Below are 22,932 nucleotides of genomic sequence, written 5' to 3'. Positions count from 1 at the left end.
AGCAACTCGGCAGCCCGCGCACCGAACGGTCTGCTGCCACAGCACCGGCGGTGCGAGCGACCTCCCCTCAGGAACGACGGCGCCCCGGTTCACCATCGCCCGATTCCAGGTCGGCGATCATGGACCGGGCGTCGTGGCTGCCACGGTGCCGGTGACCGTTGACGTAGAAGGTGGGGGTCCCCATCGCGCCGCTGGCATTGGCACTCTCCTCGTGGCGGGCCAGTCGCTGCTCCAGCCTGCCCGAGGCGAGGTCGGCGGCGAACCGCTCCAGGTCCAGGCCGAGTTGCTCGGCATAGGACCACAGGTCCTCGTCGCTCAGATGCGCCTGATTGGCGAACAGCAGGTCGTGCATCTGCCAGAACTTGCCCTGATCGGCTGCTGCCTCCGAGACCAGCGCCGCCGCCCGGGCCCGCGGGTGGTAGTCGTCCAATGGCAGATGCCGGACGACGTAGCGGATGTCGTCGCCGAAGTGCTGTCGCAGATCGTTCCACATCCCCGTCGAGCGGGCACAGAAGGGACACTCGAAGTCCAGGTACTCGACCAGGATGTGGCTGGCGTCGGCCGAGCCCCGGGAGTGATCGAGTTCGGGGTCGAAGGCGGGGGTGAGCACCGACGGCAGGTCGGCATCGGTCTCGCCCAGCTTGTCCCGGGCGATCCGGAAGACCAGCCAACCCAGGGTCCAGGACAGTCCCATCGCCAGCAGCACCCCCACCGTCGCCTGATCGGCCAGCTCACCCTCCAGGGACAACGAGATGATCAACAGCGACATGGTGAAGCCGATCCCCGACAGGGCTGCGCCACCGGCGACACTGCCCGGTCCGACCCCCTGCGGCAGGCTGCCGAGACCGAGCCGGACCGCCAGCCAGGTTCCCAGGCTGATGCCGACGAACTTGCCAATCACCAGACCGGCGACGACGCCCCAGGTGATCGGTGAGGTGAGGGCATCACCGAGCACACCGCCGCGAAGATCGACACCGGCATTGGCCAGGGCGAAGATCGGCACGATCACCATCGACACCGGGCCGCGCAACACCTCGTGCAGGCGCTGGTTCACCGAGATCGAACGTGCCAGTCCCCGCTGGACCTGCCGGGCGGCACCGGCTCCCGGTGATTGCCAGTAGTCGCGGAAGAGGTTCTTCGCATCGACCACCCGGCCGCGTTCGGTGGCCGCTGCGGGAACCAACAGACCGGCCGCCATCCCGGCCAGCGAGGGGTGGACACCCGACAGCAGGGTGGCTGCCCACAGGACAACGATGACGAAGACGTACGGTCCGCTGCGCCACTGCTGGGCGCGGCCGAGCCAGAACAACAACAGCAGGCAGACCGCGGCCAGCAGCAGCGGTGCCACCCGCAGGTTCTCGGTGTAGAAGATGCCGATGATCGCCACCGCCAGGAAGTCATCGACCACCGTCAGAGTGAGCAGGAAGACCCGCAACTGACTCGACAACTTCGGCCCGACCAGGGCCAGTGCCCCCAACAGGAAGGCGGTGTCGGTGCCGATCACGATGCCCCAGCCGCTCGGATCGGTACGGCCGGCGATCAACAGGAAGATCCCGGCCGGCAACGCCACCCCGACCAGTCCGGCGAGCAACGGTACGAGCGCCCGGCGGCGATCGCGCAGGGAGCCGACGGCGAACTCCTGGCGTACCTCCAGGCCGATCAGGAAGAAGAAGATCACCATCAGGCCGTCGTTCACCCAGTGGTGCAGGCTGAGGTCGATCGCGAAACTGCCGAAGCTGACCGCCGCGTGGGTCTCGAACAGTCCGGTGTAGGACTCCGACCACGGCGAGTTCGCCCAGATCATGGCCACCGTGGCGACGGCGATCAGCAGCAGCGCACTGCCCGACTCGGTGCGCAGCCGGTCGATCAGCGCCTGTCCCCAGCTCTTCGCCCTGATCATCCGCACTCCCACTGCTCGGTCACCGGCTCGTCACGATCCCCCAATCCGGCGATCGCAGGCTGTCGCGTGCAGTCTGTCATCGGACGACCGCGCGGGCGACAGCCACAGCTACAACAACCCGGGCCCGGACAGCGGCATTCCCGGACAGCCGCGCCGATCCGCCCGCGCCGATCCGCCCGGGTCGATCGGCCCGGCAGGACCGCCCGCAAGCAGGCGACGATCAGCGCGGCAGGTGGGTCGGCAACGATCGCCGTGGCCCGTGCCGCTCCGGACGCAACCCGCTGGCCATCACCAGCAGTTGCACCCGCAGCCGATGCCCGAGCCACGGTTGCAGCAGTTCGGTGGCCCGGGCATCGGCGGTCTCCCGCGGGCACACCTGTCCGGTCAGCGCATGCACGATCTCCCGCGGTACGTGGTAGTCCCCGACCGACCAGGCATCAGGGTCCCCGTGGGCGACCGCCCGTACCTCCGCCGAGGTCCAGGCGCCGACCCCGGGCAGGCTGCGCAGGGCGGTATCGGGATCGGCCGCATCGAGGGTACGTTCGAGCGCCGCGGCCCGCCGGGCCACCCGGACCACCGCCGCGGACCGCTTGTCCTCGACCATCGACCGCCGCCACTCCCAACTCGGGATCTGCGTCCACTGCTCCGGGCTCGGCTGCAGCCGCATACCGCTCGCCGGTGAACCGGCCCACCCGGCCGGACCGGGGGCCGGTTCGCCGTAGCGGCGGATCAGCCGCGCCCAGGCACCGAAGGCCTCCTTCCCGGTCACCTTCTGCTCGATGATGCTGGGGATCAGGGCCTCGGTGACGGCATTGGTACGACCGATCCGCAGCTGCGGGTGGCGCCGGTGCAGTTCACCGACGATGCCTCTGCCGGGACGGAAGCCGGACCGGTCGTCGTGCAGTCCCAGCAGTTCCTCGGCGGTCTCCACTGCCCATTCCGCACCCGCACCCCAGGCCTCGACCAGCGTGTGCGTCCCCTCGCCGACCAGTCGTAGCAGGACCGGGCCCTGGGGTGTCCGGGTCGCGCGCCACCAGCCGGCAGCGGTACGTCGATGGGTGGGGTCGGCCGCCCCCCGACGCAGCCGCCCGATCGGCTGGTCGAGCGCGACCGGTGGCAATCGGCGGCGCACCGGGCGAGGCCGTGGCGCCGTACCGGGACCTGCCGACCCTGTACCGGTCACCATCGGCTCAGTTCGGCCAGGGGTACGGTTCGCACTCACCGACCCCCTTGGTCTGCTGCATCATCAACGGCGCCCGCTCGCCCTTGCCCGGGCAGTCGACATGGCCGTGCCCCAGGTAGTGGCCCACCTCGTGATTGACCAGGTAGCGCCGATAGCCGGTCAGGTCGTCGCCGTAGGCCTCGACCCCACTGAGCCAGCGTTTGGCGTTCAAGGCCACCCGGTCACCGTTGCGGCAGCTCAGTTCACCGCCGGTCACGGCCGGCAGGCAGAGCGCATCGGTGGTGCCGGGGGTGGCGATGTTGATCGTCAGGTCGGCGTCTGCGGTGCCGACGAACTCGAAGCGCACACCTTCGGACTCCTCCCAGCTCCGGTCGTCGTGCAGGATCCCGGCGGCCTCCTCGGCGGCCTCCTCGGCGTCGACCGGGACGGTTTCCTCCACCCGTACCTGTACCCGGACGGTACGTCCGCCGTCCCGCGGCGAGTCCTGGCTGAATTCGGCCACCGTCCACTCCTCCGGGCCGTCCTCGGGGACCACGAGTTCGGCGCTGGCCTCGGCCGCCTCCGGGGTGTTCGTCGGCTCGCCCGGCTCCGAGGCCTGGGCGGGCGGGGGCTCGGGTGCTGCGGTACCGGTCACCGGCTCGGCACCGGTCGGGTCGTCGTCGCCCAGGAATCGGCCGGCCAGCACCAGTGGCACCACCAGCGCCAGCAGACAGGCCGACACGGCGGCGATCCGCAGTCGCCGCGGGTCGCCCTCGCGTACCTGCCTGATCACGGCGGGTGAACGCCGAGCGGGTCGTGGTCTGCCCTCGGTACGCCGCTGCCGCAGCCGGCGCGCACTCGGGCGGGGGCCGCGGCCCAGGTCTCCCGTCACAGACCCAGCCTAAATGGTCGGACCGACTCACAGGGGCGCCGCAGGCATGGGGAATCGGTCCGTTCGGATCACCTTGGTATCTTGCCCAGAGTTGCCCCGAGTCGTGTGCCCCGGCAGGGTGCATGCGGATCAACACCGAAACGGGAGCTGCGCGCCGGTCAGCTCCGCAGACGAGGACTAGGCGAAATCAGTGAGTGAGACCACCAAGGGCCCCGACCACGGCCATTCCCACGTTGCCCTGCACGGTGAGCAGGGACCGCTGTCGGAGGACGATCGCGCCCGGCAGCGGCGGGCGACCCGGATCATGATGCTGGTGCTGATCCCGATCGGCATCTGGACGCTGGTCGCGATGATCGTCATGTGGCCCGGTGATGTCAGTGGTCACCTGCGGGACAACGGTACGTTCTCCCAGCCCGACGTGACGCTGCATGATGCGACGGTGCTGGAGGTTCGCGACATCGCCAACGCCGGCCAGCCCGGGACCGACGGTACGGGTGAGGACACCCGGCCGGCCGGTGAGCTGACCGTGCAGCTCGACGACGGCCCGGAGACCGGCCAGCAGGTGATCGTCAGCGTCCAGCCGGCCGTCTACGCCTCCGGTGTCGAGGTGGGTGAGACGGTGAAGGTCTACCGGGTGCCGATCGAGGGATTGGAGCCGTCGTACCAGTTCACCGACTTCGACCGCACGGTGCCCTTGCTGGTGCTGCTGCTGGCGTTCGGCGTGGCACTGGTGGCGGTAGCCCGGAAACGCGGCGCACTGGCTCTGGTCGGTCTCGGCTTCTCCGCCTTCATCGTGGTCAAGTTCATGTTCCCCGCGCTGATCGCCGGGTCCAATCCGGTGGCGGTGGCGCTGGCGGGAGGTTCGGCGATCCTCTTCGTGGTGTTGTACGTGACCCATGGGTTCTCGGTCCGGACGACGACGGCGCTGCTGGGGACGCTGTTCGGCATGCTGGTCGCCACCATCCTCGGCTGGTTGATGGTGCAATGGGCCCATCTGACCGGCGTCGCCAGTGAGGACGACACCTTGTTGTGGTCCTCCACCCCGGACATGCAACTGACCGGAGTGGTGATCTGCGCGATCATCATCACCGCCGTGGGCGTATTGAACGACGTCACCATCACCCAGGCCTCGGCGGTCTGGGAACTGTCGGGTTCCGATGCCGATGAGAGCCGGCTGTTCAGCCGGGCGATGCGGATCGGCCGCGACCACATCGCCTCCTCCACCTACACCATCGCCTTCGCCGCCACCGGCGCTTCCCTGGCGACCTACCTGATGATGATCGTCTACAACCGGCCGCTGCTGGAGGTGATCGGCATGGAGGAGTTCAGCATGGAGATCATCTCCACCCTGGTCGGCGCCCTGGCGGTGATCCTGGCGATGCCGCTGACCACCGCGATCGGGGTGGCCGTCGTCAGCGCCAGTCGGGACCGTCGCGGTGAGCTGGCCCCGGTCGGCACCTCCGACAACGGCCGGGACGAGTTGCTCGATCTGGACACCAACGACCCGAACTGGTCCCCGGCCAGCAGTGGCTCCGGTCGGCGACTGCCGAAGCTGCCCCGTCCCGGCGGCCGGACCACCGAGCCGACCGGTTCCCGGGCGGCCGGGGCCGACGATCCCGGACCGAAGCCGAAGCGACAGGCGTGAACCGTGGCCGATGTCGGGTCCAGGCGGGCGTAGGAACCGACTTACACCTGTGTAGTTTTCCCCGGACTGTGGACTGACCTGTGGAAAACCCTCCGCGGAGCCGGTCGGTCGGGCGGGATCTGCTGGCCCTGGGCCTGCCCGCCTTCGCCACCTTGATCTCCGAACCGCTGATGCTGCTGGCGGATTCGGCCATGATCGGTCACGTCGGCACCACCGAGCTGGCCGGTCTCGGGCTGGCCGGCAGCGTGCTCACGACCATCGTCGGACTGTGCGTCTTCCTTGCCTACGGCACCACCGGTACGGTCGCCCGGCGGCTCGGCGCAGGTGATCGCCGGGCAGCACTGGAGTCCGGCGTGGACGGCCTCGCCCTGGCCTCCCTCATCGGCGTGGCGATCGTCCTCGCCGCCCAGCTCGGAGGCCGCGCGGTGCTCGGCCTCTACGGCGCCTCGGAGGCGGTGACCGACCAGGCCGTCCGCTACTTCTCGATCGCCTCGATCGGCATCCTGCCGCTGTTGCTGATCCTGGCCAGCACCGGAGTCCTGCGGGGACTGCAGGACACCCGTACCCCGTTGTACGTGGCGATCACGGTCAATCTGTCGAACATCGCCCTCAACTTCGCCCTGATCTACGGTGCCGGCCTGGGCATCACCGGGGCCGCCATCGGCACCCTGGTCTCGCAGTCGGTCGGCGCCGGGATCCTGTTGGTGGTGGTGCTGCGCGGTGCCCGGAAGTATCAGGCGCGGTTGCGGCCGCAGCCGGGTCGGGTACTGGTCGCGGCGCGTACCGGGTCGTGGCTGTTCCTGCGTACCCTCAGCCTGCAGGCCGGGGTCCTGTTCGCGACGGTGATCGCCACCCGGTTCGGCGCCGTCGGCCTGGGCGCCCACCAGGTGACCGCCGCCATCTTCAGCTTCCTGGCCTTCGCCCTCGACGCCCTGGCGATCGCTGCGCAGGCCATCGTCGGCAAGGCCCTGGGTGCCGGTGACGCCCGGCAGGGTCGCGAGCTGGTACGGATCGGCATGGGGTGGGGGTTGGTCGCCGGTGTCGGCTTCGGTCTGTTGCTGTTCCTCGGCCGCGGGGTGATCCCCCCCTTGTTCACCCCCGACCCGCAGGTCCAGGCCGTGCTCGCGCAGACCTTGTTGATGTTGGCCCTGGCCCAGCCGATCGCCGGGGTGGTGTTCCTGCTCGACGGGGTGCTGATCGGCGCCGGGGATGCCCGCTACCTGGCCCTGGCCGGTGTGATCGCACTGATCTGTTACCTGCCGCTGGCCGCGCTGGTGGCGGTGACCGATGCCGGTGTCGGGTGGCTCTGGGCGGCCTGGGGCGGCTACCTGCTGGCCCGCCTGATCACCTTGTGGGTACGCGCCCGTGGTGACGCCTGGCTGCGGCTGGGAGTCTGATCATGCCAGGGTCGCACGTGGCGGAGTTCACCGACCAGATGGCGACCCCCGACTTCACCATCGGCGGCCGAGGTGCTGGAATGAACCGGTGACCAATCTCCGCTCCCTGCCCTGGATCGAACGTCTCGTCGGGATCGACACGACGAGCCGCAACTCCAACCTCGAACTGATCGAACTCGTGGCGGCCGCCTTCCGTGAGCACGGCATCGAACCGCACACCTTCCCCACCCCGGACGGCAAGAAGGCCAACCTGATCGCCACCGTCCCCGCCGCCGACGGCACCATCTCCGGCGGTGTGGTCCTGTCCGGGCACACCGATGTGGTTCCGGTCGACGGTCAGGACTGGGACTCCGACCCGTTCTCGGTGAAGATCACCGAGGACAAGTTGTTCGGCCGTGGCGTGGCCGACATGAAGTCGTTCATCGCCGTCGCCCTCACCTGGCTGCCGGAGATCGTGGCGGCCGAGTTGAGCGAACCGATCCACTTCGCGTTCACCTACGACGAGGAACTCGGTTGCCTGGGCGGTGAGGAGATCGTCAAGCAGATCGCCGATCTCGGACTCTCCCCGCGGATCGCGTTCATCGGTGAGCCCACGAGTATGCAGGTGGTACGCGGGCACAAGTCGGTGAACCTGATCAAGGCCACCTTCACCGGTGTGACCGCCCACTCCTCCTTGACCAGCGCCGGGGTGAACGCCATCGAGTACGCGGCGAAGTTGATCACCTACTTCCGTGACTACACCCAGAAGTGGAAGACCGAGGGGCCCTTCGACGAGGAGTTCCTGCTGCCCTACTCGACCGGTGGGTCGAATGTGATCAACGGTGGTACGGCCTCCAACATCATTCCCGCCGAGGCGGTGGTCGAGCTCGACTTCCGTACCATCGGCGCGGTCGACCCGGATACGGTGATCGGCGACGTCTTCGCCAAGATCGCCGAACTCGACGAGCAGATGAAGGCCGAGAACCCGGCTGCCGGAGCGACCGCGGTGGTGCCGTCGAAGGTTCCCGGTCTGGACACCGGCACCGACTCCGACGCGGTTGCCTTCGGCGCCCTGTTGGGAGTCGACTCCAGTGAGGTGAAGGTCACCTACGGCACCGAGGCCGGGCAGTTCGCCGGCACCGGGATCGCCGCGGTGGTCGTCGGGCCGGGTGACATCGCCCAGGCACACACGGCGAACGAATGGATCGCCGTCGACCAGATCGAGAAATGCGAGAAGTTCATCGGCGAGCTGATCCACGAACTGTCCCGCCCGAGCTGAGCCCGGGGCCAGAACCGAAAGGCCCGCCCTTGTCCTCCCCCTCCACCACATCGATCCAGCACGATCCGCGGCGCGCCCGGAAGGCCGTCATCTCCGCCTCCATGGGCAACATCCTGGAGTGGTACGACATCATCGTCTACTCCTTCATGGCGCCGGTGATCAGTGGGTTGTTCTTCCCCAACGAGGATCCCGCCGTTGCCCTGATCACCACCTACCTCGGTGTGGGGGTCAGCTATCTGATCCGACCCGTGGGCGCGGTGGTGCTCGGCTCCTACAGCGATCGCCACGGTCGCAAGGCTGCACTCACCCTGACCATCGGGCTGATGACCGTGGGTGTGGCCGTCATCGCCTTCAGCCCCACCTACGCCACGATCGGCATCTTCGCACCCGTGCTGTTGATGCTGGGCCGCTTGATCCAGGGCTTCTCCGCCGGTGGTGAGTTCGGTACGGCGACCACGTTCATGACCGAGAACGCCCAGGAACGCAAGGCCTATTACGCCAGCTGGCAGGTGGCCACCCAGGGTGGTGCGATGATGCTGGCCGGGTTGACCGGCTGGATCATCTTCGGCCTGGTGGACACCGCACTGATCGAGGCCTGGGTCTGGCGGGTGCCGTTCATCCTCGGCATCCTGATCGGGCCGATCGGCCTGTGGATCCGGGCCCACATGGACGACACCCCGGAGTTCGCCGCCGCCACCGAACGCGAGCACAGCCCCGTCCGGGCTGTCTTCGGCCAGCACTTCGGCCGGGTGCTGACCGCGGCGATGTGCGTCGGCCTGGCCACCATGAGTGTCTACCTGATCACCTACCTGCCCTCCTTCGCCATGAAGCTCGGGCTGCCCGACTGGTCCGGTTACGTCGGCGCTCTGCTCGCCGGCATCGTGGCGCTGACGCTGTCACCGGTGATCGGTAGCTGGGCCGACCGGGTCGGCCAGACCAGGATCATGCTGGGGGCCGCGGTGATCGGCATCGTGGTGATCATTCCGCTGCTGCTGTTGATCATCCACACCCGCTCGACCGTCGTACTGCTCCTGACCGAGGTGGTGGTGGGGACCTTGATGGCCAGCTATTTCGCTCCCCTGCCGTCGCTGATGACCCAGATGTTCCCGGTGCAGGTACGTACCTCCGGAATGGCGCTGTCCTACAACATCGGGGTCACCGCCATGGGCAGCTTCGCACCCGCCATCCTGGCCGCCTGGGTGTCGGTCACCCTGCTGGCGCCGGCGTTGTACTACATCCTGATCGGGGTGATCTCGATCATCGGCCTGCTGATCGCCCGACGGGTCTACGACCAGCCCTGAGCAAAGAACGGTACGACGGCCCCGGAACGCAGGTTCCGGGGCCGTCGTGTCCCTGTCCCCGAAAAGCAGCTGTGCATGCCGGCGACACCCGGAGTGCCGGCCGTCCGGCTCCTTCCGATCGCGCAGCCGCTATATTCGGCGACCATGAGCAGCACCGCATTCGACTTCGGCGACGGTTGGTTCGATCCCGATGAGTTCGCCCGCCTCCGCCGACGGATGCCGATCACCTATGTCAACGCCGTACCGGTCCGGCTCGGCGCCGACGGTGCGGTGCAGCAGATCGGCCTGCTGCTCCGCTCCGACTCCCGCGGCAACCTCACCCGGGAGCTGGTCAGCGGCAGGGTCCGCTATCACGAGAGCCTGCGGGAGGCCCTGATCCGGCACGCAGAGAACGACCTCGGCCCGATGGCGCTGCCGCAGGTGCCGCCGTCGCTGCAGCCGTTCACCGTGGCCGAGTACTTCCCGACCCCGGGCACCGGCCGCTTGCACGACCCGCGACAGCATGCGATCGCGCTGTGCTACGTACTGCCGGTCCGCGGTGAGTGCAGCCCGCGGCAGGACGCACTCAGCCTCGACTGGCTGACCCCGACCGAGGCGCTGATGCCCGACATCGTCTCGGAGATGAGCCTGGGCCAGGTGCACCTGCTGAAGCAGGCCCTGGCGCACCTGGGCCAGCTTCCCTGAGCCGGTTCCCGGCTCCCACACATCCCTCGCACGCGCTGCCGCATGGAGGCCGCACCGATTACGGTTCAGCCATGGCCCATTTCCGCCGTCTGATCCGAAGCGACCTGCCCCCGGCGACGGTCTTCGCCGCGGTTCTCGACCTGCAGGGGCATACCGAGGTCGTCCCGTTCACCCAGTCCTCGACCACCGACGGCCGCCCGGTCGGTGAGAACAGCGAGTTGCTGGGCCTGACCCGGATCGGCCCACTCACCGTGCGGGACACGATGACGGTGATCGAATTCCGGCCGCCGGGCGACGGCCGGGCCGGTTACTGCCTACTGGTGAAGACCGGCCGGGTGGTCCTGGGTTGGATCGAGCTCAGCGTCTCCGACAGCGGCCTCGGCGGTTCGGTGCTGCGCTGGGAACAGGAGATCTCGATCTCCCACCTCCCCCGACTGTTCGACCCGCTGCTCGGTCCGGTCGCCGGCCTGGGGTACGGCTTCGCGCTGCACCGATTGCTGCGCCGGGCGCGCTGAACCCCGAGGTACGTCGACCCGTCGTGCGGACAGGCACCGGGCTGGCTGAGGCGGCGTCGGCGCCGATCAGTCGTCCTCGACGAACACCTTGTCCCGGCGCTTGCGGATCATCGGCAACATCGCCACCAGCAGGGCGATCAGCGCCAACACCAGCATCACCGCCGAGATCGGTCGGGTGAAGAAGACCGACGGATCCCCGTGGCTGATCAACAGCGCCCGCCGCATGTTGGACTCCAGCAGTGGCCCGAGCACGAAACCGAGCAACAGCGGCGCGGGCTCGGAACCACACTTGACCAGGATGTAGCCGAGGACGCCGAAGACCGCGACCGCGAGCACGTGGAACGGGTTCAGTTCCAAGGAGTAGGTGCCGATACCGGCGAAGACGATGATCGCCGGGAAGAGCACCCGCTGGGGCACCTTCAACAGCCGCACCCACAGCCCGATCAGCGGCAGGTTCAGCACCACCAGCAGCAGGTTGCCGATCCACATCGACGCGATCAGCGCCCAGAACAGTGTCGGTTCGTCGGTCATCAGCGTCGGCCCCGGGGTGATGCCCTGGATGATGAAGGCACCAACTATCAGCGCCATCACCGGATGGGCCGGGATGCCCAGGGTCAGCAGCGGGATGAAGGAGGTCTGGGCGGCGGCATTGTTGGCCGCCTCCGGACCGGCCACGCCCTCGATCGCACCCTTGCCGAACTCCGCCTTGCGAGGTGACAGCTGCTTCTCCACCGAGTAGGAGGCGAACGACGACAGGATGTGCCCACCACCGGGCAGGATGCCGAGCACCGACCCCAGTCCGGTGGCCCGCAGGATCGGTCCCACCGAGCGGCGGACGTCCTCCTTGGTCGGCAGCAGGGAACTGACCTTGCTGACGGTGGCGTTGCGGGTCTCCGGATCCAACAGATTCCGCAGGATCTCGGCGATGCCGAAGATGCCGACCGCGACGGAGACGAAGTTCAGCCCGCCGTACAGTTCGGACAGGCCGAAGGTGAAGCGCGGCTGCCCGGTGAAGGCGTCCTGGCCGACCGTACCGAGCAACAGCCCGAGGAAGATCATCGCCAGCGCGTTCAGCACCGATCCCCGGGCGAGGGCGATGGAGATGACCAGCCCCAGCAGCATCAACGAGAAGTAGTCGGCCGGCCCGAACTGCAGCGCCACCCGTGCCAGGGGCGGGGCCGCCACGGCCAGCACCAAGGTGGCGACCGTACCGGCGAAGAAGGAGCCCACGGCCGCGGTGGCCAGGGCGACTCCGGCCCTGCCCATCTTCGCCATCTGGTGCCCGTCGATCGCCGTCACCGCCGAGGACGACTCCCCCGGCATGTTCAACAGGATCGCGGTGGTCGACCCGCCGTACTGGGCGCCGTAGTAGATACCGGCCAGCATGATCAACGCCGACACCGGTTCGCCGAAGCTGAAGGTCAGTGGCAGCAGCATGGCGATGGCCGCCGTCGGGCCGATCCCGGGCAGCACGCCCACGGCCGTACCGATCGCCACCCCGAGCAGGCACCACAAGATGTTCTGCCATTGGAACGCCGTCTCGAAACCGAGTGCGAGATTGCTGAAGAGGTCCATGATCAGTTTCCCCTCTCAGCCGAAGAGATCGAGGTTGAGCTGCAGCGCGAAGTAGAAGACCAGTACGCAGAGCACGGTGATCCCCGCTGCGGTGAGCAGTGGGGACAGCAGTTTGCGGAGGGTCAGCGGTCGTTCGATCGTCGTCAGGCCGGCGATGAACGCTGCCACGAAGGTGGCCGGGACCAGTCCGGCCTCGAAGGTGTCGATCAGCAGCACGAATGCCACCAGGGCCGCCGAGACCAATCCCATCAGTCCCCACGGGAGCCTGCCGACCGCTCCGGCGTCACCCCGCAGCAGCCCGCGGACCGCGATCGCGAGGCCGAGCAGCAGCAGTACCGATCCCGTCATCACCGGGAACAGTGCCGCGCCGATCTGCCCTCCCTCCCCGAATCCGTAGGGCAGTGCGGCGATGACGAATGCGGCACCGATGGTGCCGAAGATCACCCCGCTGCAGATGTCTGCCGACGAGCGGCGTTGCTTCGTCTCGGCCACATCGATCTCCTCACTCTTCTGACTCACGGGTGCGGCTGACTCACGGGTACCTCACCGGTACGGGTGGCCCGATCGGCCGCAGCGAACGACCGACCGGGCCGGTTGATCAACCGACGGGCTCGCTGATGACCTCGCCCCACAAGGCGGTCTGCTCGGCCAACCGGGCGGCCAGCCCCTCCGGTGTCTGATCCTCCGCAGCCGGCACCGTGGCGCCCAGATCGCTGAAGCTGTTGGCCACCGCCTCATCGGCCAGCGCCGTCTGCAGTGCACCCTCGAGTTTGCTGATCACGGCCTCCGGGGTCTCGGCCGGCGCGTACAGTCCGTGCCAGATGCTCAGCTCCAGGTCGGGCAACCCCGCCTCGGCCGTGGTCTGCAGATCGGGCAGGCTCTCCAACCGCTCCGGAGTGGTGACGGCATAGGCGGTCACCTCACCACCACGGATCTGTCCGGAGGTGTTGGTGGTCTGGTCGCACATGAAATCGACCTGACCGCCGACGACGTCGGCGATCGCCGGACCCGCGCCGTCATAGGGAACTTCCTGGAAGTCGACTCCGAGCGCCCGTTCGAGCAACAGCCCGCACAGCTGGGAGGCCGAACCGACACCGGCATTGGCGTAGGTGATGGTGGACTGGTTCTGCTGGATGTAGGTGGCCAGTTCGTCCATCGTGGTCGGCCCCAGATCGTTGCGGGAGATGATCGTCATCGGCACCTCTGCCACCAACCCGACCGGGGCGAAATCGGCCTGCGGGTCATAGGGCAGGTTCTCGTACAGCGCCGGCGCAGTGGACATGCCGATGTGGTGCAGCAGCAGGGTGTAGCCGTCCGGACGGGCGCGCGAAGCCTCGCCGGCGCCGATCGTCCCGCCGGCACCCTCGACGTTCTGCACCACCATCTGTTGCCCGAGTTCGGCACCCATCGGGTCGGCCACCAAACGGGTGACGGTGTCGGTCGGTCCGCCGGCCGAGAACGGAACGATCACCTCGATGTTCTCCGTCGGGTAGTCGGCGCCGTCATCGGCACCACCCCCGCTGCAGGCGGTCACACTCACGCAGGCGATCGCAGCCACGACCGCGGCGCCGGTACGGCGCGTCCTCGAAATGGGCAAGGCTCCCCCTCATCGTCGTTGATGTCGGCTCGCCGGGTTCGGAGGTCTCGGCCTCTCGTCCAGCGAACTCACCGGAAAACTAGGCCGTGAGCCATCTCACAAGCCAGCCGAGCGCCGCATCTTTGCATCGCCTTAACGTCGCTGCCGGCGAGCCAGCACTCACCCGTACCGGACCCGATAGCGCCGCACGGCGTCGAAGTGCAGTTCCACACCGGCGGTGTCGATCAGGTTGGCCGGGCTCAGGTACTGCAGGCCGTAGGTCGAGGCGGGCACCAGCTCCTCGGCCCGGTCGAGCAGCAGATCGACCACCGTGCTGGCGACCCCGTGCGGGAGGTTGCCATGGCAGACCAGCAGCGTCGGGATCGCGATCGTCGCCACCTCCGTCGACTGGTGGTAGATCGCGGCCGGGAGGCGGGCAGCCTGGTACGTACCGTTGGCCGGCCGCAACCGCGTCAGGGCAGCCGACAGGTCGAGGGCCCGCAGGGCGGTGACCGCCTCCACTGCGGCTACATCGGCAGGCGGCAGGGCCCCGGCCCAGATCATCGCCTCGACCCGCCGCCCGGCCACCGCCCGGGCGGCAGCCCCGTCCTCCATCGGCATCCACTTGCCGTCCAGGTCGTCGACGGATCCGGCCCCGACGGCGGCCAGGACCCGAACCGCCGCCTCGTGACCGGCCACACCGCGCGGGGGTACGGCGATCCGGCGGTCCCGCAACTCCTCGGCGGCGGTGATCCCGCTGTCCCCGCGGGTCACCAGGTGCAGATGGCGCTGGTGGAGCTGCGCCAGGGCGACCAGGGGCCCTCGGCGCTCGATCGTGTCCGCGGTGCAGATGCCGAGGTGGGCCTGGGATTCGCCGACGGCCTGCACATTCTCCAGGTTGCCGCTGGTGATCAGCGCCGTCGCCGGGTGCCCGGCCCGGTCGAGTGCGGCGGCCAGCAGGCGGGCGAAGGCCAGATCGGGGGTGTCGGTGGGCCCGGCAGCGATCACCACCGGGTGGGCGGGCCGGCTGCAACCACCGAGCAGACCGGCACCGAGGAGGCCTCCGACTGCTCCCAGCAGGGCGCGCCTGCCGATTGCCCGGCTGCCCCCGGTCATCGTTCCACCGCCGGCAGGGTGAGCCGGATCGCCAACCCACCATGGTCCGAACGCGTCACCTCGGCGGTTCCACCACTGGCCCGGGCGAGGGTGATCACCAGCGAGAGCCCGAGGCCGGTGCCGGCCCGGTCGGTGTGCCTGGACGAGCGCCAGAACCGGTGGCCGACGTAGCGCAGCTCGGTCTCCGCCAGCCCGCTGCCGGAGTCCTCCACCATGATCAACACCTGGTCCGCCTCACGCCGGGCGCGCAACCACACGGTGGCGCCCTCGCCGGCGTACTTGCAGGCATTGTCCAGCAGGTTGTCGATCATCTCCTCGGCGCCTCGGGCGCGGGTCTGCACCGGCTCGCCCACGGCCCGCAACCGCACTCCGGCAGCTGTTGCCCGGGCCTGCCAATGATGCACGATCACCTCGGGTTCGATCAGCGAGATCTCCTTGCTGACCGCACTTCCCAAGGGTTCAGCATTGATCTGATGATCGAGTTCGGCCAGCACGAGCAGTCGGTCCACCGTGTCCTCCAAGCGGTCGAGATCGGCCTGCACCTGATGCAGCGAAGGTTCCTGTTGGGTCGTGGCCGACTGTTGCAACAGGTCGACCCGCAGACGTACCGCAGCGATCGGATTGCGCAGCTGATGGGAGGTGTCGGCGATCAGTGCCTGTTGCTGTTCGACGGTGGAGGTGAGTGCCTGTGCCATCGAGTCGAAGGATCGAGCCAGCCGCCGCAGCTCCGGCGGGCCGGCCGTCTGCACCGGTTCGGGGCGCTGGCCGGTACTGAGACGGTTGGCCGCCTCGTCCAGTCGGAGCACCGGCCGTACCACCCATCGGGACCAGGCAGATGTCACCATCACCAACACCCCGGCGAGCAGCAGCACCATGCCCAGCGCGAACAGCCAGGCCAGTCGGATGTCGCGGCGCGCGCCGGTCAGATCGGCCTGCAGCACCACCACTCCCCCGCTGAGGTCGTTGCCCATCTCGATCGGCACCGCCATCAGGGCCCGGTCCGGGCTCCACGGCTGAATGGTGGCCACCTGGACCCGTGGCGGGGTGAAACCGTAGGTGCGCAACAGGGTGCTGACCTGGGGTGAGTCCTTGTCGAGACCACCGGTGGAATGGACCGTCTGTCCCGTCGAGTCGAGGATCAGAAGGTGCTCTCGATGGATCTGTCGGTGGCGTTCGACATAGGTCTCCAAGGCCGAACCGCTGGTCGCCCGGTCCGGTTCCACGCTGCGGGCAAGTTCGGCCACCCGCTCCAGCACCTGTGTCCGGTTGCTGATCATCTGTTCGGTACGGCGCTGCGCCATCAGGCCCAGTGAGGGGACGGCAGCGGCTATCAGCGCCAGCAGGGCACAGCTGAGCAGCGGGACCAGGATCCGATTGCGCACAGTCAGTCCACGAGTTTGTAGCCGAAACCGCGGACGGTGCTGATCAAACCGGGACGTTTCAGCTTCGCCCGCAGCTGCGCCATGTGCGCGTCGAGGCTGCGTGAACTGGTACCGAGCTGGTCGTCCCAGACCTCGGAGAGGATCAGCTCCCGGCGTACCGGTCGGCCCGTGTTCCGCGCGAGCAGGGCGAGCAGGTCGAACTCGGTCTGGGTCAGGTGCACCGGATCGGAGCCCACCCGCACCTCCCGGCTGTCCAATGCGATCTCCACGTCCTGGGCCAGCACCCGCTGCGGGCTCGACGTGACCCGGGACCGGCGGGCGACCAGGTCGATCCGGGCCAGCAGTTCCTGGATCCGCACCGGCTTCACCAGGTAGTCGTCGGCGCCGGAGCGAAGCCCGGTGACGGTGGAGCGCTCATCGCCGCGGGCGGTGATCACGATGGTCGGTATCGGACTGACCCGCCGGATACGCTGCAGCACGGTCAGACCGTCGAGATCACCGAGCCCCAGGTCGAGCAGCATCAGATCTGCGTCGCGGTGGCGGCGCAGGGCATCCTCGCCCCGGGAGACCACTTCGGGCTGATGGAAGTGGGCGGCAAGGACCTCGGCCAGTGCGCCACTGACCGAGCGATCGTCCTCCACGATGAGGATGTGCATCCGGAGATGATAAACGTGTTCTCGTGCAGGGGAGCAGCCGATGAGCCGGGCGGGTGCCGCCGAGGACGCCGATGCGGTCCTGGTCGGCGGCGGGATCATGTCGGTCACCCTCGGCTTGTTGTTGGCCCGATTGCAACCGGACTGGCGAATCGTGCTGCTGGAGACCCGGTCCGAGCCGGCGACCGAGAGCAGCGCAGCGTGGAACAACGCCGGCACCGGACATGCCGGGTACTGCGAACTGAACTACATGCCCGATCCCGAGGACCCGTCGAAGGCCCACGGGGTCGCCTCGCAGTTCATGCTCAGTCGCGAGTGGTGGGCGGGGCTGGCGGCCGAAGGGGTCCTGTCACCGGCGGCCTTCATCCATCGAGCACCGCATCTGGCACTGGTCTTCGGTGAGCGGAATGCCGCCTACCTGCGGCGCCGCTGGGAGGTCATGCGCAGCGACCCGCTGTTCGCGGCGATGGAGTTCACCACGGCGGCCGACGAGATCGCCCAGTGGGCGCCGTTGACCATGCGGGGACGTCACCGGACCGTTGTCGCGGCCACCCGCCACACCGCAGGCACCGATCTGGACTACGGCGCCCTGACGCGTCAGCTGGCCGCCGCCTTCGCCGCGCGGGGTGGTGAGCTGAGGACCGGTCACCGGGTGCGCGGAATTCGACGGCTGGCGCCCCGTCGATGGTCGGTGACGGCTCGTACCCCCGAACGGGACGTCACTTTCCGTACCCGATTCGTCTTCGTCGGTGCCGGAGGTGCCACGCTGCCGCTGCTGCAGACCGCCCGGATACCGGAGATCGACGGCTTCGGGGTGCTCCCGGTCGGCGCTGCCTTCTACCGCTGTGCTGTATCGGAGGTGGTGGCCGAGCATGCGGTGAAGGTCTACGGGCAGGCCGCCCCCGGCGCACCGCCGATGTCGATCCCGCATCTCGACCGGCGAACCGTCGACGGTGCGGCGCAGCTGATGTTCGGCCCCTATGCGACCTTCAGCACGAAGCTGCTGAAACACGGGCGGTTGACCGATGCTCCGGCGACCCTGCGGCCCGACAATGCCTCGGTGGTGGCCTCGGCCGTCGCCCGCAACCTGCCCGTGGTCGGTTACCTGGTACGTCAACTGCTGGCCTCCGATGCCGCCCGCTTCGGCCAACTGCAGCAGCTGTATCCGGGCGCCGAGCGACGCCAATGGGAGCTGATCCATGCCGGTCAGCGGGCGCAGATCGTGGCACCCGACGCGGGCAGGGGTCTGCGCGGCGGGCGCCTGCAGTTCTGGGGTACGCGCAGGGTGATCACCGCCGACCGGAGCCTGGCCGGGCTGCTCGGCGCCTCCCCCGGGGCCTCCACCTCGGTGGCGGCGATGATCGAACTGCTGAGTCGGTGCTTCCCCGAGCACTGGCCGCGCTGGCAGGCAGAACTTCAGCAGGCGATTCCGGGACTGGGCCGCGACCGCTGGACCCACCGGCAGGTCGAGCAGTCGCTGGCCGCCACCGATGCAGCGCTGGCGCTCTGAACCGAACCAGGCCCGGCAGGTCGACCGCACCTCCATCGTCGCACCGGCTCCGGGGCTGGTCACCGTCGGCTCGGCCGTACGACACCAGGAACGACAGATCACAGTAGCGTCGGCATCGGACGCCGCCTGGGTAGATCGGAGTCGCGAAACCTTCTTTACTCGTTCAAGGCTTGCCTGACGGACGGCCGCGCCGCCTGCGGTGCGTCCGGTCCGCTCCGCTGCGGTCCGGGCGTTCCTCGGCAGCGCACCCCGTAGACCGTAGCTCACGATGTGAAGTAGAGTGTGAAGCGTGACCGACTCAGAAGCTGCACTCGCCGAAACCCGGGAACTTCTTTCCAACGCGCCGCTCGCCCGGGTCCTAGTCCAGGTCCGTTGGCCTGAACTCACTAACTTCAGGTTTGACGACCTCGTCACCGCCATGGCACGCACACTCAGCGATCAGTATCCCCTGAAGCGTCGAGACGCCGAGCTTCAAATAGTATTTACTCCTGCTGGACCTCAGCAGGAGGCGAACGGCTTTGTTCATCGGTTCACGTCGGCCATGGAAGACTGGTCTGTCTCCGTTGGTGAGGCTTTCCTGGCAATCGAAACCAGTAACTACAAGGGCCACGGTGACCTTGTATCGCGCCTGCGAACCGCGCTGTCAGCGCTCGCAGAATCCTCGCAGATCCCAGTTATCAATCGAATCGGCTATAGGTACACGAACCGGATTACCGGCGCGGAAGACCTTACCAAGCTCGGCGAGCGCTTTGCTCCGTCTGTTCTAGGCGGTGTCGGCGATGCCCCAACAGGTTCTGAGCTTGTCCACAGCATCACCGAGTCGGTTTATCGCCTCGACTCAGCGCACCTGCTCGTTCGCTCAGCCCAGGTGGGTCCAAACGAGTCCATCGACCCAACCCTGCCGCCCGTTTCTGAAAAGAGCTGGATCCTCGATCTGGACGCCTACGATGAGGGACGCAGAAAGTTCGACGTGAACGAAATCTCGTCGCTAGCCACGCATCTCTCATCCATTGCAAGTACTCAGTTCAACACCGTCACAACGGATAAGTTCTCCGAAAGGTACGCATGACCGTCGACACTCGGATCGATCCGCGGGCGTACTCACTGTCCGCGATCGGCCTCGTGACTCTGGCCGCCTTGTTCGGCACTTCAGTACCAGTCGTTCGCGAGGCTGAAACCGTTATCGTGCGGCCGTTCTACGCATCGTCTAGCTCAGCGACTGGCGCACAAAGCACCGAGACCAAGACGGTGAGTACCGCTGAGGCTGATGCATCTTCTACGGGCGGTCTGATTGCCGAGCTTCGAGCAGCCACTTCATTCACCTGGGATCAGACATCGAAGCTGCTTGGAGTGTCCCGGAGAACTGTTCACCTTTGGGCCGCGGGCGGCAATATCTCCGCCCACAACGAGGAACGCCTCGCCAGCTTGGTGCGTGAAGTCCGTTCGATTCAAGCGGCCGACGCAGGGGAGGCACGGATGCGGATCCTCGCGCTTCTCGATCGGAAGCGTGCCGGCTTCGCGTCGGCTAACAATGACATCAACCGCGCTGCGCCCGTCTACGCAGCAGATGCCTGACGCTCGGAATGGACGAGTACTTCAGACTTCTCCGCCAAGGTCACGTACTCGAGCTGACAGTCGATGCTCAGCTTGGCGACCTCAGCGTCATAGTGTCGCAAAGTTGTGACGTCGTCCAACCGAAGCGTGAGTTCCTTCAGGTTGCACCTCTGGTCGAGATCAATAATAAAGCCGTCCGCCGCGGGGCGATGAAGAAGGAGAACCCTCGCTTCCCTGTTGTCACCACCGAAGAGCGGATCCTGTTTGCCGATCTTGCCCAGATTCGCTCGCTACCCAAGACCGAGGTCGAAGATGTCCGAGTGCTCCACGACCTCAGCATCACGGACACTAGGGACGCACGTGACTTCGGGCTCGCGGTCGGACGCTGGTTCGGGCGATTTGCAGTGCCAGACAAAGTGCAACCATGGCTCGCGCCGGTCCAAACTCTGATCAGGGAGAAACACGACAGTCCTGATAGTCCCCTTGGGAAGATTCTTCAAAGGGTTGCCGAGGTGAGGATAGAAGCCGTCGATTGGGACACTACTCCCGTAGAACTCACGTTGCATGTCATCGCCAAAGCGGGGTCGGTGCCGACAATCCCTGACGACGCTGACCTATCAAGAATCGGCTCGATGCCGTCCGACCTCACCAAGGTGTGCGAAGCGATCCTCAGTGAGCGCGATCCGATCAGGCAGGCCATGCTGTGGGGTACCTTTGCGGAATCGCTCGCCGACAAGTGTGCCCCCAAGGGACAATACAAGGGAGACCCTGAGGTAACTGGTGCGGTTTTGTCGGTATCGGGCGAGCTGAGTTCCGACGACGAGTTTCCGCTCTCCCGAGCTCGCCGTTCGGAGCAACTCGACGTGGATTTCCTTTCCGACCCAACCCCATACTGACGACCCGGACCCATGCCGGTTCTGTGCCGCCAGCTCCGCTGAAACCACCCTCAACCGGCCACGACCAACCATGACGACTTCCGCAGAAATCGCGTGGCAAACGGCGGCCGACAGGCACCCGCCACCCCAAGGAATCTAACTGAGAATCGTGCAGTGAGCAGCTGTTCGACGACGATCTTGACCAGGTGACCGGTCGCCTCGACGACGAGGCTGTGAGCGAAGGTGTGGCCAAAATGTAGGCAAGTTCTGCGGCGGAGCAAAGCAAACCGCCAACATGTAGAAGCTTGGCGAGGGTTTCTGGAACCGTTGTCACGACGGTCCGTGTGGCTCCGACGGGCGTCGATCCCGTGACCTCACGATCTTCAGTGCCCGACCCCAGAACGGGGTCGGGCATCTGTTCGATCGGTGGATCACCGCTCACTGAGCGGCAACGACCTCCAGCGGCAGGTGCGCGGTCACCGAGTCGTGCAACTTCACGCCGACGGTGTGCGAACCGGTCTTCTTGATCGGCTTGGCGATCTCGACGGCGCGCTTGTCGACGGCCGGTCCACCCGACTTCTTGATCGCGGTGGCGATCGAGGCCGGGGTCACCGAACCGAACAACTTGCCCGACTCGTCGGCCCGAACCGGGATCGAGACCTGCAGGGCCTCGATCTGGGTACGGATCTCCTGGGCGTGATCGGCATTGCGGACCTCACGGGCGTCACGCGCCCGCTTGATGCCCTCGATCTGCTTCTCCGCGCCACGGGTCCACGAAATCGCGTACCCCTGCGGCAGCAGGAAGTTGCGGCCGTAACCGGGCTTGACGTCGACGACGTCACCGGCGATGCCGAGGTTCTCGACAGCTGCGGTCAGGATGAGCTTCATCGTTGTTCCTCCCTGACTCAGCGAGTGGTCGTGGCGTAGGGCAGCAGGGCCATCTCACGGGCGTTCTTGATCGCCATGGCGACCTTGCTCTGATCCTGCACGGACAGACCGGTCACCCGGCGTGCACGGATCTTGCCCCGCTCGGAGATGAACTTCCGCAGCAACTGGGTGTCCTTGTAGTCGACCTGACCGATCCGAACGGTCTTGGTCGGCGCTACCTTCTTCTTCTGTACTGGCTTACGTGCGGCCATTGTGGTGCTTCCTCCTCATGAAGCCCGGCTCTCGCCGGAATGTGCCTGTGTCTTGCTTGGGTACGACCCCGCAGGGCCTTCTGGCCGTCACCGGTGAACCGGCTCGGGCCTCAACGCTTGTCCGATCAGAACGGGGGTTCGTCGTTCTGCCCGGCAGCCCACGGGTCGTTGCCCGCAGCCTGCTGGTAGTTGCCCCCGCCGGAGTTGCCACCGCCGCCGGAATTGCCACCCCACGGATCCTGGCCACCACCGGAGTTCCCTCCGCCGTAGTTGCCACCTCCGTAGTTGCCTCCGCCGCGCTGGCCACCGCCACCGCCGCCGCTGGTCCGGGTCACCTCGGCGGTGGCGTACCGCAGCGAGGGACCGATCTCGTCGACGTCGAGCTCGAACACGGTCCGCTTCTCACCCTCACGGGTCTCGAAGCTGCGTGCCTTCAGGCGCCCCTGGACGACCACCCGCATGCCCTTCTGCAACGAGGACGCGACATTCTCCGCGGCCTGACGCCAGACGGAGCAGTCGAGGAACATCGCCTCGCCGTCCTTCCATTCCTGGGTCTGCCGGTCGAAGTTCCGCGGGGTCGAGGCAACGGTGAAGTTGGCCACGGCCGCACCGGAGGGGATGAATCGCAACTCGGGGTCGGCCGTCAGGTTGCCGACGACGGTGATGATCGTTTCGCCTGCCATGTCTCGTCTTTCGCCATCGCCGCTGACCGTGGGTCAGGGGCTGGGTGGTTGGGGTTGATCGGATCCCAGCCTGCCACTGAGAGCCGACAAGGTGTCGCTCCGGTGACAGATCTGT

Annotated in this window: 22 protein-coding genes; 10 read left to right on the top strand and 12 right to left on the bottom strand. The window is 67.4% G+C overall.

The features are described from left to right. Positions 1 to 67: 67 nt before the first annotated feature. From nhaA to CLV29_RS13205, 3 genes are all read right to left on the bottom strand, one after another. On the bottom strand, positions 68 to 1,900 hold the full coding sequence (gene nhaA / locus CLV29_RS13215) for a Na+/H+ antiporter NhaA (RefSeq protein ID WP_133755541.1): 1,833 nt from the start codon (positions 1,898 to 1,900) through the stop codon (positions 68 to 70). Positions 1,901 to 2,120: 220 nt separating this feature from the next. Then, positions 2,121 to 3,032 carry a DNA-3-methyladenine glycosylase family protein gene (locus tag CLV29_RS13210; protein WP_208292953.1) on the bottom strand — a complete coding sequence of 304 codons (912 nt, stop codon included), beginning with the start codon at positions 3,030 to 3,032 and terminating at the stop codon, positions 2,121 to 2,123. Positions 3,033 to 3,090: 58 nt separating this feature from the next. Beyond that, entirely contained in the window at positions 3,091 to 3,954 is an 864-nt protein-coding gene (locus CLV29_RS13205) for a DUF3152 domain-containing protein (RefSeq protein ID WP_133755540.1), read from the bottom strand. Between the two features lie 190 nt (positions 3,955 to 4,144). Here CLV29_RS13205 and CLV29_RS13200 point away from each other — a divergent pair, with 190 nt between their 5' ends. The 6 genes from CLV29_RS13200 to CLV29_RS13175 all read left to right on the top strand — a co-directional run bounded on the left by CLV29_RS13200 (position 4,145) and on the right by CLV29_RS13175 (position 10,754). Next, positions 4,145 to 5,599: a YibE/F family protein gene (locus tag CLV29_RS13200; protein ID WP_133755539.1), complete on the top strand. Its 1,455-nt coding sequence runs from the start codon at positions 4,145 to 4,147 to the stop codon at positions 5,597 to 5,599. Positions 5,600 to 5,679: 80 nt separating this feature from the next. After that, positions 5,680 to 6,996, top strand: coding sequence for an MATE family efflux transporter (locus CLV29_RS13195; RefSeq protein ID WP_243831927.1), 1,317 nt, complete (start codon positions 5,680 to 5,682; stop codon positions 6,994 to 6,996). Between the two features lie 88 nt (positions 6,997 to 7,084). Next, on the top strand, positions 7,085 to 8,254 hold the full coding sequence (gene argE / locus CLV29_RS13190; RefSeq protein WP_133755538.1) for an acetylornithine deacetylase: 1,170 nt from the start codon (positions 7,085 to 7,087) through the stop codon (positions 8,252 to 8,254). A gap of 29 nt (positions 8,255 to 8,283) precedes the next feature. Continuing rightward, positions 8,284 to 9,555: an MFS transporter gene (locus CLV29_RS13185; RefSeq protein ID WP_208292952.1), complete on the top strand. Its 1,272-nt coding sequence runs from the start codon at positions 8,284 to 8,286 to the stop codon at positions 9,553 to 9,555. Positions 9,556 to 9,699: 144 nt separating this feature from the next. Beyond that, positions 9,700 to 10,239 carry a DUF4916 domain-containing protein gene (locus CLV29_RS13180; protein ID WP_133755536.1) on the top strand — a complete coding sequence of 180 codons (540 nt, stop codon included), beginning with the start codon at positions 9,700 to 9,702 and terminating at the stop codon, positions 10,237 to 10,239. A gap of 71 nt (positions 10,240 to 10,310) precedes the next feature. Further along, positions 10,311 to 10,754: an SRPBCC family protein gene (locus CLV29_RS13175; protein ID WP_133755535.1), complete on the top strand. Its 444-nt coding sequence runs from the start codon at positions 10,311 to 10,313 to the stop codon at positions 10,752 to 10,754. A gap of 66 nt (positions 10,755 to 10,820) precedes the next feature. Here CLV29_RS13175 and CLV29_RS13170 read toward each other — a convergent pair whose 3' ends face one another. The 6 genes from CLV29_RS13170 to CLV29_RS13145 form a co-directional block, all read right to left on the bottom strand. Beyond that, entirely contained in the window at positions 10,821 to 12,329 is a 1,509-nt protein-coding gene (locus tag CLV29_RS13170) for a tripartite tricarboxylate transporter permease (RefSeq protein WP_133755534.1), read from the bottom strand. 15 nt (positions 12,330 to 12,344) lie between these two features. Then, positions 12,345 to 12,848 (bottom strand): tripartite tricarboxylate transporter TctB family protein, encoded by a 504-nt coding sequence (locus tag CLV29_RS13165; protein WP_133755533.1) that lies wholly within the window; start codon positions 12,846 to 12,848, stop codon positions 12,345 to 12,347. A gap of 79 nt (positions 12,849 to 12,927) precedes the next feature. Continuing rightward, complete coding sequence (locus CLV29_RS13160) at positions 12,928 to 13,869, bottom strand: tripartite tricarboxylate transporter substrate-binding protein (protein WP_208292951.1); 942 nt, start codon at positions 13,867 to 13,869, stop codon at positions 12,928 to 12,930. A 216-nt stretch (positions 13,870 to 14,085) separates the two neighbouring features. Further along, complete coding sequence (locus CLV29_RS13155) at positions 14,086 to 15,021, bottom strand: TAXI family TRAP transporter solute-binding subunit (protein WP_133755531.1); 936 nt, start codon at positions 15,019 to 15,021, stop codon at positions 14,086 to 14,088. Next, entirely contained in the window at positions 15,018 to 16,403 is a 1,386-nt protein-coding gene (locus tag CLV29_RS13150; protein WP_133755530.1) for a sensor histidine kinase, read from the bottom strand. The genes CLV29_RS13155 and CLV29_RS13150 overlap by 4 nt, the downstream gene beginning before the upstream one ends. A gap of 2 nt (positions 16,404 to 16,405) precedes the next feature. After that, on the bottom strand, positions 16,406 to 17,059 hold the full coding sequence (locus CLV29_RS13145; RefSeq protein ID WP_133755529.1) for a response regulator transcription factor: 654 nt from the start codon (positions 17,057 to 17,059) through the stop codon (positions 16,406 to 16,408). A gap of 40 nt (positions 17,060 to 17,099) precedes the next feature. Here CLV29_RS13145 and CLV29_RS13140 point away from each other — a divergent pair, with 40 nt between their 5' ends. From CLV29_RS13140 to CLV29_RS13125, 4 genes are all read left to right on the top strand, one after another. Then, positions 17,100 to 18,566, top strand: a complete 1,467-nt coding sequence (locus CLV29_RS13140) for a malate:quinone oxidoreductase (RefSeq protein WP_133755528.1) — start codon at positions 17,100 to 17,102, stop codon at positions 18,564 to 18,566. A 289-nt stretch (positions 18,567 to 18,855) separates the two neighbouring features. Continuing rightward, positions 18,856 to 19,635, top strand: a complete 780-nt coding sequence (locus tag CLV29_RS13135; protein ID WP_133755527.1) for a TIGR04255 family protein — start codon at positions 18,856 to 18,858, stop codon at positions 19,633 to 19,635. After that, positions 19,632 to 20,141 carry a hypothetical protein gene (locus CLV29_RS13130; RefSeq protein ID WP_133755526.1) on the top strand — a complete coding sequence of 170 codons (510 nt, stop codon included), beginning with the start codon at positions 19,632 to 19,634 and terminating at the stop codon, positions 20,139 to 20,141. Before CLV29_RS13135 ends, CLV29_RS13130 begins: the two co-directional genes overlap by 4 nt. 8 nt (positions 20,142 to 20,149) lie before the next feature. Next, complete coding sequence (locus tag CLV29_RS13125; RefSeq protein WP_133755525.1) at positions 20,150 to 21,016, top strand: hypothetical protein; 867 nt, start codon at positions 20,150 to 20,152, stop codon at positions 21,014 to 21,016. 417 nt (positions 21,017 to 21,433) lie between these two features. Here CLV29_RS13125 and rplI read toward each other — a convergent pair whose 3' ends face one another. The 3 genes from rplI to CLV29_RS13110 form a co-directional block, all read right to left on the bottom strand. After that, entirely contained in the window at positions 21,434 to 21,883 is a 450-nt protein-coding gene (gene rplI / locus CLV29_RS13120; protein ID WP_133755524.1) for a 50S ribosomal protein L9, read from the bottom strand. Positions 21,884 to 21,900: 17 nt separating this feature from the next. Beyond that, complete coding sequence (gene rpsR / locus CLV29_RS13115) at positions 21,901 to 22,134, bottom strand: 30S ribosomal protein S18 (RefSeq protein WP_133755523.1); 234 nt, start codon at positions 22,132 to 22,134, stop codon at positions 21,901 to 21,903. 125 nt (positions 22,135 to 22,259) lie between these two features. After that, complete coding sequence (locus tag CLV29_RS13110) at positions 22,260 to 22,817, bottom strand: single-stranded DNA-binding protein (protein WP_133755522.1); 558 nt, start codon at positions 22,815 to 22,817, stop codon at positions 22,260 to 22,262. Positions 22,818 to 22,932 lie beyond the last annotated feature (115 nt).

Origin of the sequence: Naumannella halotolerans (genome assembly GCF_004364645.1) — a bacterium.
In the GTDB taxonomy this organism is placed as follows: Bacteria; Actinomycetota; Actinomycetes; order Propionibacteriales; family Propionibacteriaceae; genus Naumannella; species Naumannella halotolerans.
This window is presented reverse-complemented; position numbering and strand designations above follow the sequence as displayed.

What these genes read in the sequence shown, in the direction of transcription:
- nhaA (WP_133755541.1), bottom strand. Translation starts at nt 1,900, where the DNA reads ATGATCAGGGCGAAGAGCTGGGGACAGGCGCTGATCGACCGGCTGCGC.
- CLV29_RS13180 (WP_133755536.1), top strand. Translation starts at nt 9,700, where the DNA reads ATGAGCAGCACCGCATTCGACTTCGGCGACGGTTGGTTCGATCCCGAT.
- CLV29_RS13175 (WP_133755535.1), top strand. Translation starts at nt 10,311, where the DNA reads ATGGCCCATTTCCGCCGTCTGATCCGAAGCGACCTGCCCCCGGCGACG.
- CLV29_RS13170 (WP_133755534.1), bottom strand. Translation starts at nt 12,329, where the DNA reads ATGGACCTCTTCAGCAATCTCGCACTCGGTTTCGAGACGGCGTTCCAA.
- CLV29_RS13155 (WP_133755531.1), bottom strand. Translation starts at nt 15,021, where the DNA reads ATGACCGGGGGCAGCCGGGCAATCGGCAGGCGCGCCCTGCTGGGAGCA.
- CLV29_RS13145 (WP_133755529.1), bottom strand. Translation starts at nt 17,059, where the DNA reads ATGCACATCCTCATCGTGGAGGACGATCGCTCGGTCAGTGGCGCACTG.
- CLV29_RS13140 (WP_133755528.1), top strand. Translation starts at nt 17,100, where the DNA reads ATGAGCCGGGCGGGTGCCGCCGAGGACGCCGATGCGGTCCTGGTCGGC.
- CLV29_RS13130 (WP_133755526.1), top strand. Translation starts at nt 19,632, where the DNA reads ATGACCGTCGACACTCGGATCGATCCGCGGGCGTACTCACTGTCCGCG.
- CLV29_RS13125 (WP_133755525.1), top strand. Translation starts at nt 20,150, where the DNA reads ATGGACGAGTACTTCAGACTTCTCCGCCAAGGTCACGTACTCGAGCTG.
- rplI (WP_133755524.1), bottom strand. Translation starts at nt 21,883, where the DNA reads ATGAAGCTCATCCTGACCGCAGCTGTCGAGAACCTCGGCATCGCCGGT.
- rpsR (WP_133755523.1), bottom strand. Translation starts at nt 22,134, where the DNA reads ATGGCCGCACGTAAGCCAGTACAGAAGAAGAAGGTAGCGCCGACCAAG.
- CLV29_RS13110 (WP_133755522.1), bottom strand. Translation starts at nt 22,817, where the DNA reads ATGGCAGGCGAAACGATCATCACCGTCGTCGGCAACCTGACGGCCGAC.